14 protein-coding genes and 1 tRNA gene are annotated in these 15,851 nt (G+C 68.4%); 8 read left to right on the forward strand and 7 right to left on the reverse strand.

The window, feature by feature from the left end; all coding sequences use genetic code 11:
- Positions 1 to 19: 19 nt before the first annotated feature.
- Positions 20 to 92, forward strand: a tRNA-Lys gene (locus tag G4Z16_RS17935).
- Between the two features lie 150 nt (positions 93 to 242).
- On the opposite strand, the gene G4Z16_RS17940 is transcribed toward G4Z16_RS17935, so the two are convergent.
- Genes G4Z16_RS17940 through G4Z16_RS17950 form a run of 3 tightly spaced genes read right to left on the reverse strand, consistent with a single transcriptional unit; the run spans position 243 to position 3,748 of the window.
- Positions 243 to 1,067 (reverse strand): alpha/beta fold hydrolase, encoded by an 825-nt coding sequence (locus G4Z16_RS17940; protein ID WP_197351762.1) that lies wholly within the window; start codon positions 1,065 to 1,067, stop codon positions 243 to 245.
- A 54-nt stretch (positions 1,068 to 1,121) separates the two neighbouring features.
- Positions 1,122 to 2,381, reverse strand: coding sequence for an NAD(P)/FAD-dependent oxidoreductase (locus G4Z16_RS17945; RefSeq protein WP_197351763.1), 1,260 nt, complete (start codon positions 2,379 to 2,381; stop codon positions 1,122 to 1,124).
- Positions 2,378 to 3,748 (reverse strand): MFS transporter, encoded by a 1,371-nt coding sequence (locus tag G4Z16_RS17950; RefSeq protein ID WP_197351764.1) that lies wholly within the window; start codon positions 3,746 to 3,748, stop codon positions 2,378 to 2,380. Before G4Z16_RS17950 ends, G4Z16_RS17945 begins: the two co-directional genes overlap by 4 nt.
- 217 nt (positions 3,749 to 3,965) lie before the next feature.
- On the opposite strand from G4Z16_RS17950, the gene G4Z16_RS17955 reads away from it, so the two are divergent.
- Positions 3,966 to 5,159 (forward strand): CdaR family transcriptional regulator, encoded by a 1,194-nt coding sequence (locus tag G4Z16_RS17955; protein ID WP_197351765.1) that lies wholly within the window; start codon positions 3,966 to 3,968, stop codon positions 5,157 to 5,159.
- Between the two features lie 400 nt (positions 5,160 to 5,559).
- On the forward strand, positions 5,560 to 5,874 hold the full coding sequence (locus tag G4Z16_RS17960) for a DUF4333 domain-containing protein (protein ID WP_197351766.1): 315 nt from the start codon (positions 5,560 to 5,562) through the stop codon (positions 5,872 to 5,874).
- Positions 5,875 to 5,938: 64 nt separating this feature from the next.
- Here the strand turns inward: G4Z16_RS17960 and G4Z16_RS17965 are convergent, their stop codons facing one another.
- Complete coding sequence (locus G4Z16_RS17965) at positions 5,939 to 6,730, reverse strand: hypothetical protein (protein WP_197351767.1); 792 nt, start codon at positions 6,728 to 6,730, stop codon at positions 5,939 to 5,941.
- Between the two features lie 221 nt (positions 6,731 to 6,951).
- Between G4Z16_RS17965 and G4Z16_RS17970 the strand changes: the two genes are divergently transcribed.
- From G4Z16_RS17970 to G4Z16_RS17985, 4 genes are all read left to right on the forward strand, one after another.
- Positions 6,952 to 7,638, forward strand: a complete 687-nt coding sequence (locus G4Z16_RS17970; RefSeq protein ID WP_197351768.1) for a hypothetical protein — start codon at positions 6,952 to 6,954, stop codon at positions 7,636 to 7,638.
- Positions 7,639 to 7,897: 259 nt separating this feature from the next.
- Positions 7,898 to 8,212, forward strand: coding sequence for a WXG100 family type VII secretion target (locus tag G4Z16_RS17975; RefSeq protein WP_197351769.1), 315 nt, complete (start codon positions 7,898 to 7,900; stop codon positions 8,210 to 8,212).
- 10 nt (positions 8,213 to 8,222) lie between these two features.
- Positions 8,223 to 9,476 carry a putative T7SS-secreted protein gene (locus G4Z16_RS17980; RefSeq protein WP_197351770.1) on the forward strand — a complete coding sequence of 418 codons (1,254 nt, stop codon included), beginning with the start codon at positions 8,223 to 8,225 and terminating at the stop codon, positions 9,474 to 9,476.
- Positions 9,477 to 9,574: 98 nt separating this feature from the next.
- The gene (locus G4Z16_RS17985; protein WP_197351771.1) at positions 9,575 to 10,108 is read left to right on the forward strand and encodes a hypothetical protein; all 534 of its coding nucleotides are present in this window, start codon (positions 9,575 to 9,577) and stop codon (positions 10,106 to 10,108) included.
- A 139-nt stretch (positions 10,109 to 10,247) separates the two neighbouring features.
- Here the strand turns inward: G4Z16_RS17985 and G4Z16_RS17990 are convergent, their stop codons facing one another.
- From G4Z16_RS17990 to G4Z16_RS18000, 3 genes are all read right to left on the reverse strand, one after another.
- Positions 10,248 to 11,951 carry a glycosyltransferase family 2 protein gene (locus G4Z16_RS17990; protein WP_197351772.1) on the reverse strand — a complete coding sequence of 568 codons (1,704 nt, stop codon included), beginning with the start codon at positions 11,949 to 11,951 and terminating at the stop codon, positions 10,248 to 10,250.
- 367 nt (positions 11,952 to 12,318) lie between these two features.
- The gene (locus G4Z16_RS17995) at positions 12,319 to 13,203 is read right to left on the reverse strand and encodes an FkbM family methyltransferase (RefSeq protein ID WP_197351773.1); all 885 of its coding nucleotides are present in this window, start codon (positions 13,201 to 13,203) and stop codon (positions 12,319 to 12,321) included.
- A 68-nt stretch (positions 13,204 to 13,271) separates the two neighbouring features.
- A complete protein-coding gene (locus G4Z16_RS18000; RefSeq protein ID WP_197351774.1) occupies positions 13,272 to 14,438 on the reverse strand; it encodes a citrate synthase/methylcitrate synthase in 1,167 nt (388 codons plus the stop codon).
- Between the two features lie 107 nt (positions 14,439 to 14,545).
- Here G4Z16_RS18000 and G4Z16_RS18005 point away from each other — a divergent pair, with 107 nt between their 5' ends.
- Positions 14,546 to 15,823: a citrate/2-methylcitrate synthase gene (locus G4Z16_RS18005; protein WP_197351775.1), complete on the forward strand. Its 1,278-nt coding sequence runs from the start codon at positions 14,546 to 14,548 to the stop codon at positions 15,821 to 15,823.
- Positions 15,824 to 15,851: the final 28 nt, after the last annotated feature.

Consider the following 15,851-nt stretch of genomic DNA (forward strand, 5'->3'; position numbering starts at 1 on the left):
CGGGCTATGCTGCGGGGGCGGGCCGTTAGCTCAATTGGCAGAGCAGTGGACTTTTAATCCATTGGTTGAGGGTTCGAGTCCCTCACGGCCTACCGTCTGAAGCCCTTTGTGCGGCTCTGACCTGCGAGAAGCGCCCGGACCGAGTGATCGGTCCGGGCGCTTCGTCGTTTCGGGAGGCTCTGCGTGAGCGATGCGTCCGGTCGCCCTCGTGCGCAACCCCCGGCATCCTGGCCGACGAGGTCTCAGTTGACGCGTTGGATGTCCAGCCAAGCGCGGATCTCGTCCATGAGGGCCGCCGGTTCGTCGTAATGGATGAGATGCCCGGCGTCCGGGACCAGGGCAAGGGTTGATTCCGTGATGAGGGCGTGCAGGCGGTGCGCGATCTCGGGAGGAATCCAGGAGTCTTGGGTTCCCCAGACGACGCGCACCGGAATGGTGAGGTTGTCGAGGCGCTTCTCGTTCTCGTGAAGGAACTGCTCGTCGTATTCGGCGATCTGCCGGTAGAAGGCCGGCTGCCCGACCTCACCCGTCCACGGTTCTGCGAGCTCATCGAGAGTGTCATCGCGTAGACCTTGATGGCTGGCGTTGCTGATGTAGCTGCGGACGATCGCTTCGTGGATGTATGCGGGCAGTTGACCCAGGAGTTCGGGATTGTCGTGCACGAATTGGAAGAAGGGGGAGCCGCTCGGGGGGATGGCGACGACGTCCACCAGCATGAGCGAGGAGTAGTTGAGACGCCCGAAGAGATGAGCGCGCAGTGACACCGCACCTCCGAAATCATGCGCGATCACATGTGGACGGTCCAACTGCCAGTGCGCCATCAGTGCGGCAAACGCCTCAGCTTGAGTCCCGAAGTCGACCGGATGCCCCTCGTGCTTGGACGACTGTCCGTAACCGGGCATGTCCCAGAGATACACCGTGAAGTCACGGCTCAACGCATCCGCGAAGGGCTTCCAGAGCGCCGACGAGAAGGGGGTTCCATGGCAGAACACAACCGCCGGTCCGGAGCCCGCCCGTCCCCACGCAATCCGACGTCCTTCCCATTCGAACCGCTCGCTCAAGTCCATTGGTGCTCCTTCGAGGTTGAATTTCTGCATCCTCGCTCCGAGGCATGCTGATCGTTACCGGATGTAGTGCTTTGTCCGTCGCGCAATGCGCTCTGGTGCGAAGGGCTTCGCGAGCGTCGATTCGCCCAGCGTGAGGAGGTCGGTGATCATGACACCCGTTGAGGGTGCAAGCATCAGTCCCAGCATGTTGTGCCCCGCCGCGATGTAGGTGCGGTCGCGTCCGGGCAGCCGTCCGATCGCGGGTAGTCCGTCGGGCGTCATGGGTCGTGGTCCCACCCATTCATTTTCGAGGTGTTCCCACTTCACGCCTTTGAAGTACGGGCGAGCTGCCGCGGTGATCGCCCGCACGCGACGGGGGTTGAAGCGGTCGTGGTTCCGGTCGAACTCCATCGTTCCCGCAACGCGGATTCTGTCGGGCATCGGGTTGATCATCACGTGGGCGTCCCCGAGGTGCACGAGACGGCGCGGGGTGCGTTCGATGGGCACCGAGAAGCTGTAGCCCTTGCCGGGGAACAGATTCAGATCGATCCCGGTCCGGCGGCAGATCTCCCTGGTCCAGACCCCGGCGGCCACCACGACAGCGTCGCTGGTGATGCTGCCTGCCGAACTGTGGACACGAACCTGCCCGTGCGCTTCCTCAGTTGACGTCACCCGGGCCCCCTCGAGGATCGTCACCCCCGAGTCACGGAGCTGTTGCTCCATGCTGTCGACGAACAGGCCTGGATGGAGGGACCACTGACGCTGGACGAGGAATCCGGCTCGAGCACTCGCCGACAGACTGGGTTCGATCTCGGCCAGTTCACCCGGGCCCAGGATCTCCCGCTCCACCGGTGCTCCCAGTTCGGTGAAGCCCCGCAGCGCCATCTGCGCCGAGGTGCGCGACGCGAATGCATAGAGGAAGCCGTCCTTGTTGACCTGCGTCCGCACTCCGGCACCTTCGAGCCCTTCGAACAGCTCGAAGGCGTTGACGGCCAAGTCGGCGAGGGCCGAGGCGCCGGCTTGGTGCTGGGACCTGGTGGCGTGCCGACGGAACCCGAAAAGGAACCGCATGAGATCGGCGCTCAGCTGAGGGCGAATGTAAAGGGCGCTGTCGGGGCGGTGCAGGCGCCTGACCGCTGAGCCGATCACGCCCGGCGCGGGGAGCGGCTCGACGAGGTCGGGGCAAACGCCCCCTGCGTTGCCCCGCGCCGCGCCGCTGCCCACGCGATCGCGTTCCAGCAATGTCACCTCGAGTCCGGATGCGCGCAGATAGTGGGCGCACAAGAGACCGATCAAGCCTCCCCCGATCACGGTGACATTCTCGATACGGCTCACTGCGTCTCCTCCAGCATCGCCGGTGATTCGGCCGGGGAACGGCCGGTGCGAGGGTGGTGCACAGAGGCGCTTGCCTCGTTGAGCGTCATTCCGTTGGTCTCGGGAGCGAGGAAGAACGACGTGATGCAGCCGAGGATGGCTATTCCCGCTCCGACGAACATCGCCGCACTTGTGCTGTAGGCCAGCAGGATCGGCGCACCGTAGGTGCCGATCATGGCGCCGACCCGGCTGAATGCGGTGGCCACACCGTTTGCGGTCGCCCGCACACCGGTGGGGAACAGCTCGGACGGATAGAGAACTTGCATGCACTGGCTGGACATCGACGCGACCGCGTATACGGCGAAGAGCACGATGACGAGCATTGCCGGTGGGGACGACAGAAGACTCAGAACGAGCAGTGGTATGGCGGATATGCCGAAACTCCACAGCAGCAGTGGCCTCCGACCGCGGTTCACCATGAGCATGCCCGACAGAGAACCGAGTACGAAGAAAATCTGGATGACCATGGATCCGACGTACGTCCCGGAGCCGTGAGAAAGGCCGAACGAACCCAGGATTGCCGGCTCGTAGGTGTTGATCGCGTAGAGGGGAAGGAGCTGGCAGGCCCAGAACAACGCGACGAAGATCGTCCGGCGCAGGTAGGGACCCCTGAAGACGTCCAGGTAGCGCACCGTGACCCCGGGATCTTCGGCAACGTCGGCCAGGTCGGCGTCCGGGCCCAGCATCTGGGTCAGCACCGCCTTGGCTTCGTCCGTGCGCCCCTTCTTCAGCAACCATCGCGGGGACTCAGGTGTGCCGATGCGCAGCAGAAGGATGAGCGCCGCGGGTACAGCGCTGCTGGCGAGCATCCAGCGCCATCCCTCCGGTCCGAGAGAGAGCATGGCCCACCCGACGCCGTATGCTGTGGCAGCACCGAGGGACCACATCGTGACCACCACGACCATCAACGGCCCGCGCGACTTCTGCGGGGCGAACTCCGAGGCGATGGTGCCCGCGATGGCAAAGTCCGCGCCGATGGCGATGCCCATCGCGAACCGGAGCACGATCAACTGCCACGGATCGGTTGCGAAGAACTGCAGGACCGAGAGCACGACAAATGCTGCAAGGTCGGCCAGATAGACCTTCTGCCGCCCGATCTTGTCGGTCACATAGCCGAAGATCAAACCGCCGAATACCATCCCGATCAGCGCCGCTGCTCCCAGAAGTCCGGCTTGGGTCGAGTCCATACCGAACGACACCGTGATGAGGGGAAGGGCGACACCGATGATGCTGAGGATGAATCCGTCGCAGAACTCCCCACCGCCGGCGTACATAGTGATCAGCCAATGGGTTCGTGAAGGCCGGACGTTTTCCAGGGACCTCGCCATAGTCGTCTCCTGATCATTCTTTCGACGACGCCATTACCGAACGGAAAGCTCTTCCATTGCGGACAACAGGCCGCTTCCGCCGGATCGGCCGACGGTTCTTGGAGACGCTAGGCACGTCAAACGAATTCGTCACCGTACGATTCGTCCGAAGCCGGTGCAGGCTTACCCCGGCACATTTGTACTTTCCATCCAACACTGCAAAACGGAGAGTGAGCCGATGGTTGAGCGCAGCAGGACGCCGGTCCTGACGGCCGAACTCGCTCAGGAAATCGCCAGCGAGACGGGCAGCGTCGTCGGCTTCCAGGTCTTGATCACCGACCGCGACGGCACCGTCATCGGAGCTGGAGACCCGTTGCGTGTCGGCAGCGTCCACGAGGCGTCAAAGGAGGTGCTCCGAACCCAGGCGCCGGCATGGCACACCGCCGAGCAAGCCAAGCGCCTGAAGGGTGTCCGACCAGGGATCACTCTTCCGCTCGTCATCGACGGGACCGCCATCGGCACCGTGGCCATCGCCGGATCTCCCCGCCGCGTCCGTCAATTCGGCCTGGTCGTACGGCGCCAGACGGAAATCCTCCTCGAGCAGGCAGTGATCATAAAATCGCGCATGCTCAGGGAGCACGCGATGCAAGATCTGCTCCGCGACATCGTGTTCTTCGATCCCGAGGTGATGGAACCCGAAGCCCTCGAACTGCGCGCAGCAGAACTCGGCTTCGACCCCGACATCAGACGTGCGGTGCTGCTCGCGAAGTTCGATCCAATATCAGAGGCAAGTGCGGAGCTGGGGCCGGTACGCCCGCTGCGCATCGTCAGAGAAGTCTTCGACGCCGTACAGGACGTGACTGTCGAGCTCACCTCCGGCCGCATCGTCATCCTGCACTCCATGCCCCAGGACCGGACACGCAGCGACGCGATCGACTTGCTCACTCAACGCGCAGAGACCCTGTGCGAAAACTTGGAGAACCAGGCGGCACTCACTGCGCAGGTGGGCATCAGTGCGGTCACGTCCGGCTTTCGCGGGCTGCACGACTCCTATCAGGACGCAGCCACCGCACTACGCATCGGCCCCCGCACCGGCAGTGGTGCAGTCTTCCCGATCGAGGAGATGCGTCTCCAACAGCTGCTCACGTCAGAGGGGCACTACCCGCGCAGGCGTTTCCGGGAGATCACGCTGGGCCGCCTGCCCGCCCAGCGGGACTGGCACACGCTCCGCGCCACCCTGATGGCATGGGTCGAGGGCGGATTCAATCTGATCCGTGCCTCGGAACTGCTCCACATCCACCGCAACACGCTCCTCTACCGACTGGACAAGATCACACGCCTGGCCGGCCGGCCGGTTCGAAATCCCTCTGACGCCATCAGCCTCTACCTCGCCTGTCTGACCGATCAGATCGACAGCGTGCGCGAGGAATAGTCACAGTGGATTGGCGTGGCATGTGACTTGCCCCCGCTACTTCGGTTCCTGACTGCTCACGGGCGGTGCGCCATGCGTAAATAAGGATCCCGCTGACCTCCCTATTGGGAGGACGTACTCGCGGCCGTACAGGCGCAACGTGGCTCCGGGGAAGCGGTCCGCCTTCTGTTCAGCAAAGACGGCATGGAAGTCGATGACTGGATTCTTCGGTGGGGCCTGTTCGCCGGGTCGAGGGCGTACTGCCCTTCGACTTCGATCTTCCGTGAAGATCGTTCGCGTGCGGGAGTAGGGGAATGTGAAGACCCGGCCGGACGGGCAGTCCGGGCTGATAGGTAATCATCCCGACGACCGTCATTCTTCGACCCTCGAGGTCCTCGCGCCCCCGAATGGAGCCCACCCCATGCCCAAGCCCCTGTCTTCCCTTGCTACTTGGGGCCTCGCGGCCGCAGCCGCCGGTGCGCTGCTCGTGGGCTGTTCGTCGGAGGAGGCGAAGCTGCCCAAGGACAAGGTGGCGAACACGGTGGCCGAGAAGCTCGCCGCGCAGACGGGTCAGCCGAAGCCGGACGTCACCTGCCCCAAGGATCTCGTCGGAAAGGTCGGCACCACGCTGCGCTGCAAGCTCACCGCGAGCGACGGCAGCAGCCTCGGCGTGACGGTCAAGGTCACCTCCGTCGACGGCGACGACATCAAGTACGACATCAAGGCCGACGGATAGAACTCCGTGAGACAGGCCAGGGCCCCGATCGCCGGACGTTCCGCCGGTGTTCGGGGGGCCTTGGCTACTGCCAGGCGCGCGCCGGTGAGTGGTCGACCACGCGGGACAGGTAGTCGAGCTTGCGCAGCACGTCCCGTGGGCGCAGCCGCTCCTCGTGCCAGGTGAGGACCTCGCCGTTCTCGAACCGCAGCGGCCGGTCCTGCAGCGCGGGCCCGTGCAGGAGGTAGCGGGTCAGCCCCGGTGCCGCGAGCTGCTTCGCCGCCGCCCGGTCCTCGGCGATCACGCGGTTGTCGGCGTCGAACTCCGCGTCCCCGGTCGCGACGATCTTCCCGCCGCCGAACACCGAGTCCAGGAAGCCCTCTTCGCGGAAGACGGTCCGGGGCACCTCCCCAGGTGTCGAGACGGCGAAAACCGCGTAGTACTCCGACGTCTCCCTGCTGTCGGCCCCCGTGCCCGTCGATTCGTCCTCGTACTCGAAGTACCGGAACTCCCGCCCCTTGTACCGGCCGTGCGTGTAGTCCGACACCAGCAGCCCGGTGCTCACATCGGGGAACGGCTCCACGCCCTCCAGCCGGTCCACGACTCCCGACCGGCTCGGCTCGTACGACCATCCGTGCTCGCGGGCCAGTTGGGCCAGACCGGCCTCCTCGCCCGCACTCCGTGCATCCACCTGCTTCCCCCAGTAGATGAGCCCGAGGACGCTGGCGAAGAACCCGCCCATCACCACCACCACTCCGCCCATGACCAGCGCCGCGACCCGTCGCGGGTACCTCTTGTTGCCGACGACCAGCGTGAACTTCTTGCCGTTCGGCCCGTGTTCGGCAAAGGTCCGGCCGCTCGTCCAGTTCCCGCTCACGACATCCCCCTCCGGTGGTGTGGCACCGCACGTCCGCCCGTCCGGCCCCGGCAGGCGGGGGAGTTGGGCTCGGCACAGCGTAGGGAACCCCGGAGCACCGGCGCGACGCGGAGATGGGACGGAGGGAACACGCGTGTGATGGCATGTGAGGCTGAGGTGCAGGTTGTATCGGAGTGCGCGGGGGCTGGGCCCACCGCGGCACAGGGAGGCATGCTGACGTCATGGAAGCCTTGTTGTACGTGCTGTTTTTTGTCGCGCTGGGGGCCCTGATCACCTGGTCCAAGAAGCGCTCCGCTCGGCGTGTGCAGGAGACCGCGGCGGGCCGGGCCGAGCTGAGATCCCTTGCGGAGGGCCGTGGATGGACCTACCAGCCCGGGGTCCCCGGGCTCATCGACGAGTTCTCCGGCGCCGGGCCGCTGCCCGTCGCGAAGGGGGTGGCCGGCGGCAACGTCGTCACCGGAACGCACCGCGGATTCGCCTTCCGCGCCTTCGAGTACCAGAGCACCCTCTCCATCGGGTCCGGGGTGGACAACCACTCGCGGCAGCAGATCCACTACTTTCCCGTGTGGGCACTGAAGTTGACCGCGCCCGTTCCCGACATCCGTATCCTGCACCGGCGTTGGCACAGCAAGCTCACCTCGGGCACTCCGCTCACCACGGGGATTCCCCAGGTCGACGAGCAGTTCCACATCGTCGCCGAGGACGAGGAGCGCGCCCGGGCGTTGCTGCACAGCGGGCTGGCCCAGTTCCTGACCTCCGACCCGCGCGCCGGCGAGTGGCCGCTCGAGGTGCGCTACGGACACCTGCTCACCTGGCGTCGGGAGGAGAAGCTCTCGACCGAGAACCTCGACGTGATGCTGGACTTCCTCACGGACGCCGTCGGGAGGCTTCCGGCCCAGACGTCGTAGCCCGGACGTCGTGACGCAGACGTCCCGGTCACCGTCAGCCGGTTTCCGGGACGCTTTTCTCCCGCCTCCTCGCTCCCCGGATGCCGTCCGGGTGGCTGTCGGCGCGTGCAACGGCCGTCGTGTGAATGTCTCTTGCAGGGACTGTGGTGTTGTGCGCTGCCGATGCCACCGAGTCGCGATGATGCTTGACTGGTCGTCAACCATCGGGGGAGGGACTGACCGCGGTTCACCCCCGGGTACGAGTTGAAACGGGGTGCGCATGACTGACGTGCGCGTGGAACCGGGCGAGCTCCGCTCGGCATCGGGAAAGATCAAGAAGGCTGTGGACAAGGGCGACGACGCCAAGCTCGACGAGATCGCGAACGGCGCCGACTTCGGCCACGGCGACGCGGCCAAGGCCTTCTCGGAGCTGATGGCCACCTGGAACGTGGCCGTCACCAAGACGCTCAAGGATGACGCGGAGTCCGCCGCGGACAAGCTCAACGACAACGCCGCGTCGTACGAGCGTTCCGAGCGGCAGTCGCAGAACCACTTCACGGGACCCGCGGCCGGCGTGCCGGGCCCGATCTACTAACGGGGACACAATGGCGGCACAACTCGGCGAGACCCGCGATCCGCGCGAGCTGATACCGGGCAATCCCGAAGACCTCACTGGCCGGGCCGACAAGCTCCGCGCCAGGTCCAAGACCCTCGAAGGCATCGGGGACGACTTGGGCGCCATCCGCGTTCCCAGCTGGGAGGGCAAGGCCAGCGACGCCTTCTGGAAGGACTTCTCACCCCAGAAGGCGCGCTGGCATCGCGGCTCCGACTCGATGGCCGAGGCCGAGAAGGCCCTGCGCGACTACGCCAGAACCCTCAGCTGGGCCCAGTCCCAGGCGGAGCGGGCCATCCGGCAGCACGACAGCGGGGACGAAGCCGGGGCCGAGACGACGCTCAACTCCGCGCGAACCCAATTGGAGACGGCAGGCAACACCGCGGCGAAGAAGTTCGAGGCCCAGGGCGGCAAGGCCGACGGCGCCCCGGACTGGCTGTTCTTCTCTGCGGAGGCGGCCGAGAGCGACGTGGGCAAGATGTCCATGGCGAACACACCCCGCGAGTTCACCGACCGGATGAACCCGCTGACGTCCCCCAGAGCCTGGGGCGACTACAAGAACCTGACGCCTGAGCAGCGGGAGGCACTGCGCGAGGGAACCTCCGGCAAGGGCCCCGGCATCGTCGTCATGGGTCCCTCCGTCTCCGGAAGCGCGAGCGTGTGGGGGGCGGAGGCCCAGGGCCGCAGCGACTTCGCGGGCGGCGAGGTCTCCGGCAAGGCCGGTGTGAACCTTCTCGGCGTCGAGGGGCGGGCAGGCGTCGGTCTGCAGGACGGCAACGCCACCGCCTCGGCCTCCGGAAAGGCGTACCTGGCCCAGGCCTCGGCCGAAGGCAAGTACACCGCCGGCTACTTCGAGGCATCCGGCAAGGCTTCGGCCTTCGCCGGCGCCCAGGCGGAGGCCAAGGGGTCCGTCGGCATGGACGGCGTCCACGGTCAAGCCGGAGCCTTCGCCGGAGCCAAGGCCGAAGCGGAGGGGCACGCCTCGGTGGCGGGTGTCGGCGTGGGTGGTACCGCCGAGGGCTGGGCCGGAGTCGGTGCCGAGGCCAAGTTCGACGCCGGCTTCAAGGACGACGGAACGTTCGTCATCGGAGGCGAGGCCGGGGTCGGCCTCGGCCTCGGCGGCAAACTCGGCGGTCAGATCGAGATCGACCCGGGCAAGGTCACCGATGCGGCCGGGGACGCGGCGGACGCGGTCGGGGACTGGGGCTCGAGCGCCAAGGACACGGTCGGCGGCTGGTTCGACTGATCCGCGGCGGGGCGGCCCCGCCCGGGGCTCCCCGCCGGCGGCTACTCCCCGTCGTTTCCCGTACCGTCGCAATCCGTACCGCAAGGAGTTGATCCACCATGCCGGGCACACTTCCGGTGCCGCTCAACGTCGAGCTTCCGCAGGGCTGGGAGTCGGCACCCCCGGACAAGGTCGGCGCACCGCATGCCGCCTTCGTCGCGCTGCACAAGACCTCTCAGGGTCAGGGCTTCACGCCCAACATCACGGTCACCGGCCGCACCCTCGAGGGTTCGGGGAGTCTGCACCGCCTCGCGGAGGAGTCGGTGCAGCGGCTGCGCGAGAACCTCGGCGCCGTCGATGTCGTCAAGCGCACCGAGGTGGGCACCTCCACGGCGCCGGGCCTCGTCGACGCCCCGGGAATCGTGCAGAACCTGCGCATCCAGGCCACCGTCAACGAGCAGCCGATGGAGCTCGCGCAGAGCCAGTTCATCCTGCTGCTGGAGAACGAGCAGCAGCGCGGTGAACTCGTCGAGATCGAGGTGGCGTTGACGGCAAAGATGAGCCAGCTCGACGACGTCCTCGAGGACTTCCAGACCTTCCTCTCCGCCCTCCGCCCGGCCGCTCCCACCTCGGAGGGCAACGGGCCGGCCTGACCCCGCGGCAGGAACCAGCCGGGCCGCCGATCTGTGAGTCCGGGCCCCGGCCACCGCCCGTGGCCGGGGCCCGCGGTCGGTTCCGGGGGCTCGCCCGAGGACCGCGCTCGCCCCGCCGCTTGCCTCGCCGTTTGCTCCGTCACCCGCGGGCCGCGGGGACGGCCTGCCGTCCGCGAAGAGGACGTGGACGTGGAAGCCTGCCCGGCGCGCGCACCGCCGGAGCCGCCCGCGCCGGCTCCGCCGGAACGTCGATCGAGTAGCCCCGCAGCGCCCGCGCGAATCGCCAGCCGCCGCAGCCCAGTTGGAGCTGGAGGTCCCAGGTTCCGGGGGCAAGGGGCTTGCCGTTGTCGGCCGTCGAGGGGTCGACGGTGAACTCGGTCTCGAAGCTCAGGGAGCACGCGTCCGGATCCTCCTGGTTCCGGCCGGTTCCCTGGAGACGGGACGTGAGCCCTGCCGGCAGCCCCATCCGGCGCGCTGCCCTGGCCACCGGTTCCGCCGCGGTGCCCTCGTCCCGCACGGGCACTTCGACCACGCGGTGGGTCAGCGGCACGCTGAGCACCGTTCCTCCCTCGCGGTGGCGGAGCAGGCCGCGGACGTTGCTGCGCTGCACGGCCTTGGTGAAGTCGGCCGCCTCCGATGCTCCCGGCACGGCGGCGACGCGGGGCGGCAGCCGCAGCAGACGGCGGCCCCCCGCGCGGGAGAAGACGAGGGGCGAGGAGGTGGCTCCCCTGCCCTTCCTGCGAACGAGCCTGGTCTCGCACCTGACGGTGAGCCGGCCGTCCTTCCAGCCTGCCGAGCGGACGCGGGGCCGGTGGTCCACTCCGGCTTCGAACTCCGCCTGTTCCACGAGGGGTTCGAGCTCGCGGTGCCTGGCGAGTGCTGCGACGATCCGCAGCCGCGTCGTCAGTGCCGCGTCCGCCTTGGGCGGCATGTCGGCGGCCAGGGCGCCGACGGCGTCGAGCCATTCGGCCTTGCGCGGCCCGGACTGGTCGAGGAAGCGCTGTCCGCTGATCCGGGCGAGCGCCTTCTTGCCGTACCAGTTCGCCGCCAGCCGGTAGCGGTGACGGCCGGGGGTGACGCGGGTGTCGGGGGCGTCGAGGATGGCGAGCACCCTTCGGACGCTGTCGACGTAGGGTCCCGGCTCGATCCTCTCGTAGCTGATGTTGTGGTCCTCGCCCTCGTGACGCACCCAGTGGTAGCAGGTGTAGTCGTGGACGGTGGCCACGCGCCCGGTGAGGAGATAGGCGCGAAGCGTGAACATGTGGTCCTCGAGCCGCACTTGGCCCTCCACGAAGCGCAGCTGGTTCTCCTGGAGGAACGAGCGCCGGAAGAGCTTGTGGACGGTCATGGAGGAGAGCAGTTCGGTGTCGGAGCGCAGGTCGGCGGCTGCGATGGGCTTCTCGAACAGGGCGCGGGGGGCCCGCCGCCCGTGTCCGGCCATCCGTCCCGCGACGATGTCGGCGCCGGTCTCCTGCGCCCGCGCGTAGGTGCGCTCAAGGGCTTCGGGGGCGAGCCAGTCGTCGTCGTCGACGAAGTGGACGAACTCGCCACGGGCGGCGTCCATGCCGATGTTGCGCGGCCTGCCGGGCCACCCCGAGTTGGGGATGCGTATGAGCCGGACGACCGATTCGGCTCCCTGGGCGGCGACTTCGGCCTCCAGCAGTGCGACCGTGTCGTCGGTGGAGCCGTCGTCGACGTAGATGACCTCGAAGTCCGGGCGCGGCATGGTCTGGGCGAGGAAGGATCGCAGTCCGGTGAGAACCGTCTTCCCGGTGTTGTGGGTGGGAACGACGACGCTCACCTTCACCGGTGACTCGTGGACCGTGGGCGACGTGTTTTGCACTGCTGCCTTTCGAGTGGATTACGGCTCATTTGTGTGTCTGCCCGCAACGTACGAAGCGAAGGTGAACGGCAGCCCACAGGCCGGAAGTCATGCCGTGACCACCACGTCCGTCCGTGCCTCGGGCAGTCCGGTTCCCACGTCCGCGGCGAGTGATGCCGTGAGGGATCTCACTCGCGACAGGGCCTGACCTCGTCGTTTCCTTCCTTGCGAAGCAGGCCCGTCTCCCGGGCCCCGGTCCTGGAAAGGAGCGCGCCACCGGGACCGCCGTCCCGTCAGGGGAGACGAGGAGCGTTGCCGGAACGGAGGATCGGACCGACGTGCCGCGTGGTCGCCTCGCGCACGGCACGCCGTCCGACTCTCGGTGGATTCAAGGCAGTTGGACCGGTGCCGCCGAGGCGCGGGCCAGTACGCAGTCGAATTCGACGACTCGCCCTGTGGATCCCTCACGCGTGACGGGATACATGCCGGTGATCTCGAAGCCGGCGTCCTCGTAGGCGGCGATGGCCTCGGACATGTGAGGGCTTCCCTCGTACAGCTGCAGCGCGGCAACCTCCGACTGCATCCCGACGAACTCGCCTATGCGCTTCCCGGCGCCGGCGAAGACCTCCATGTCGAAGCCCTGGGTGTCCATCTTCAGATACGGCCGCGGGTCGGCGATGCCCGCCAGGGCGTCGTCCATGATCGCGTCGAGCCGCCGCAGCTGCACCTCGGTCGTGCTGGTGGTGTCGGCGAACCGCTTGTAGCGCTGCTGCCCGTACTCGCTGGGCTCCAGCAGCGAGTTCATCGTCTTCCACCCCAGGTGCATGTTCTCGACCGACTCGCTGCGCCCCAGCGCGAAGGGGTGGACCTGCCAGTCCCGGTCCCGCTCGGCGGCCTTGCGCAACTTGGCCAGGGCGTCCGGAACGGGCTCGAAGGAGACGATCCTGCCCCGGTAGCCGAACTCGCGCAGCTGCTTGCCGTACTGCCCCTTGTTGGCCCCGACGTCGAACACGCAGTTGACCTCGTAGTTGGCCAGCAGATCGGCGACGTGCCGCGAACACAGGCTGCTCGCGGCCGACTTGTGCAAGCCCCATCCGTCGGCGGGGGTGCGGGTACCCGACCCCTTCCCGCCGACCATCCAGGCATCCGCGCTCATCTTCGTGGCGGAGTAGCCGCCGCGCCGGGAGACCACGGCGGCACCGGGGCCGAGATCGAGTACCTGCACTCCCACACGGGGCAGCACACCGAGGGCCTTTCTGAACATAGTTGTCATATCGTGAGGCTATCCGCGCGTCGTCCGACCCTGTCAAACACGAGGCGGGGCGCCCGGGAGCCGGTGGGTCAGGCGGCCGGCGCCGACGGCAGCTGTGGCACCGGTGCGGGCGGCACCGGTCCCGTGTAGCGGGCGGAGGGGCGAATTATCTTCGAATCCCCCGCCTGCTCAAGGATGTTGGCGCTCCAGCCCACCACGCGTGCCGCGCAGAACGTCGGCGTGAACATCGAACGCGGCAGCCCGCACAGCTCCATGACGACGCCCGCGTAGAACTCCACGTTGATGTGCAGCTCACGCCCCGGCTTGAGCTCGGCCAGTACCGCCTCGACACGTTCCTCGACCTGCGTCGCGAAGTCGACCAGGGGGCCGCCGAATTCCTGGGCGATCCCCTTCAGCATGCGTGAACGCGGGTCCTCCGTACGGTAGACGGGGTGCCCGAAGCCCATGATCCGCTCGCCGGACCGCACGCGGTCACGCACCCAGGCGTCCGTGCGGTCCGGGGTGCCGATGGCGTCCAGCGCGTCCAGTGCGCGGCTGGGCGAACCGCCGTGGAGCGGCCCGGAGAGGGCGCCGATCGCGCCGGTCAGGCAGGCGGCGACGTCGGCTCCGGTCGAGGCGATCACACGTCCGGTGAACGTCGAGGCGTTGAAGCCGTGGTCGACGGTGGAGATGAGGTAGCGCTCCACCGCCCGGGCCTCGCGCGGGGCCGGCTCCTCGCCGGTGAGCATGTAGAGGTAGTTGGCCGCGTACGGCAGGTCGTCGCGCGGCTCCACGGGGTCGAGGCCCTGGGCCAGCCGGTGCAGCGCGGTCAGCAGCGTCGGTACGAGCGCGCACGCCGCGAGGGCGTCCTCGCGGCGCTCGCCCGGTGTGAGGTCGTAGACCGGGCGGAATCCCGCTGCCGCACCGGCCAGCGAGAGCGCCGTGCGCAGCCCGGCCAGCGGTCCTGAGGCGGCCGTGGCCCGGGAGACGGCGGGCAGCGCCTCGCGCACGGGTCCGGGCAGGTGGCGCAGCCCGGCGGTGAGTTTGGTGAACTCCACGCGGGCGGCGCGGTCGGGGAGTTCCCCGTGAAACATGAGATGCCAGACATCCTCGAACGTGCGGCGTTCGGCCAGCTCCACGGCCGAGTACTGCCGGTAGTGGTAGAAGCCCTCGCGTCCGCGCACGTCTCCGAGAGTGGTGTCCGTGACGACGACTCCGGACAGTCCGCGCGGGACCTCGATGCCCTGTTGCTCCATGTCGATCTCCGTTTCCCCGTACCCGTACCTCTTACTTGATTTGACTGTCCATGCTTTACTCAATCTCGTCAATATTGATTGAATCAATGCAAGTCTGGTGAGTGCGTGTGAGCGAGCAGGGCGGCAGCGACAGCCCCGGAGAGCGGCCCCGGCTGAGCACCCGGCAGGCCGCCGAGCGGCTCGGGGTGAAGCCCGAGACGGTCTACGCGTACGTGAGCCGCGGCCTTCTGAGCAGCCGCCGCTCGGCCGGCGGCCGCGGCAGCACGTTCGACGCCGTCGAGGTCCAGGCGCTGGCCGACGCCGCCCGCAGGCCCGCCGCCGCGCCACGGCAGGCGGCGCCCGATGCGATGTCCGTACGGACGGGCATCACGCTGATCGAGCCCGACGGATGCTGGTTCCGGGGCGTCGACGCCCGTGAGCTGGCCGCGGCGCACACCTTCGAGGAGGCGGCCGACTGGCTGTGGACGGGCCGGCTCACACCGGGGCTGCGTTTCGCCGCTCCTCCCCCGCTGCTCGACGCCGCTCGTACGGCCGCCGGCGCGCTGCCCGGACACTGCGCCGTCACCGACCGGCTGCGCGCCGCCGTCGTCGCGGCGGCCGTGGCCGACCCGCTGCGCTTCGACCTCGCGGAGGAGGCGGTGATCGCCCGGACCCGCGGCCTGCTGGCCGTCATGGTGGGTGCGCTGCCGCTGCAGGGGAGGGGCCCGGACGGAGACGACGCGGGAGCGGCGGGCGGCGGGCTCGTCCGTGCGCTGTGGCCACGCCTGACCGCTCGCCGTCCCACGGAGGCGTTCGTACGCACCCTCGAGCGCGCGATGATCCTTCTCCTCGACCACGACCTGGCGGCGTCGACGCTCGCGGCGCGCGTCGCCGCGTCCGCACGTGCCCACCCGTACGCGGTCGTCTCCGCGGCGCTCGGTGCGCTCGACGCCCCGCTGCACGGGGCCGCGGGCGCGGGTGCCCACCGCATGCTGGCCGAGGTCGTGGAGCGTGGCAGCGCAACGGCGGTGGTGGCCGAGACCCTCAGGGCCGGGCGCCGCGTGCCGGGCCTCGGGCACCGCATCTATCCCGGTGAGGACCCGCGGGCCCGTGCGCTGTTCACATGGCTCGAGGAGGTGCCCGCCTGCGCCGGCGCGCTCGCGGCGGCGCACGAGATCGCGGCGACGGCCGGGCGGCAGGCCAACATCGACCTCGCCCTGGCGGTGCTCACCCTCGGCGCGGGCATGAGCCCCGAGGCGGGCGAGGCGGTCTTCGCCGTCGCGCGCACGGCGGGCTGGGTCGCCCACGCGCTCGAGGAGTACGGCGAACGTCCGCTGCGTCTGCGGCCCAGTGGCCAATACACCGGGCCACGGCCGCCCCGGCCCCTGCCCGCACCCGGCGAGTAGGGCCGGGCGAGCGGTGCCCGGCAGACGG

This window comes from Streptomyces bathyalis, assembly GCF_015910445.1.
Classification (GTDB): domain Bacteria; phylum Actinomycetota; class Actinomycetes; order Streptomycetales; family Streptomycetaceae; genus Streptomyces; species Streptomyces bathyalis.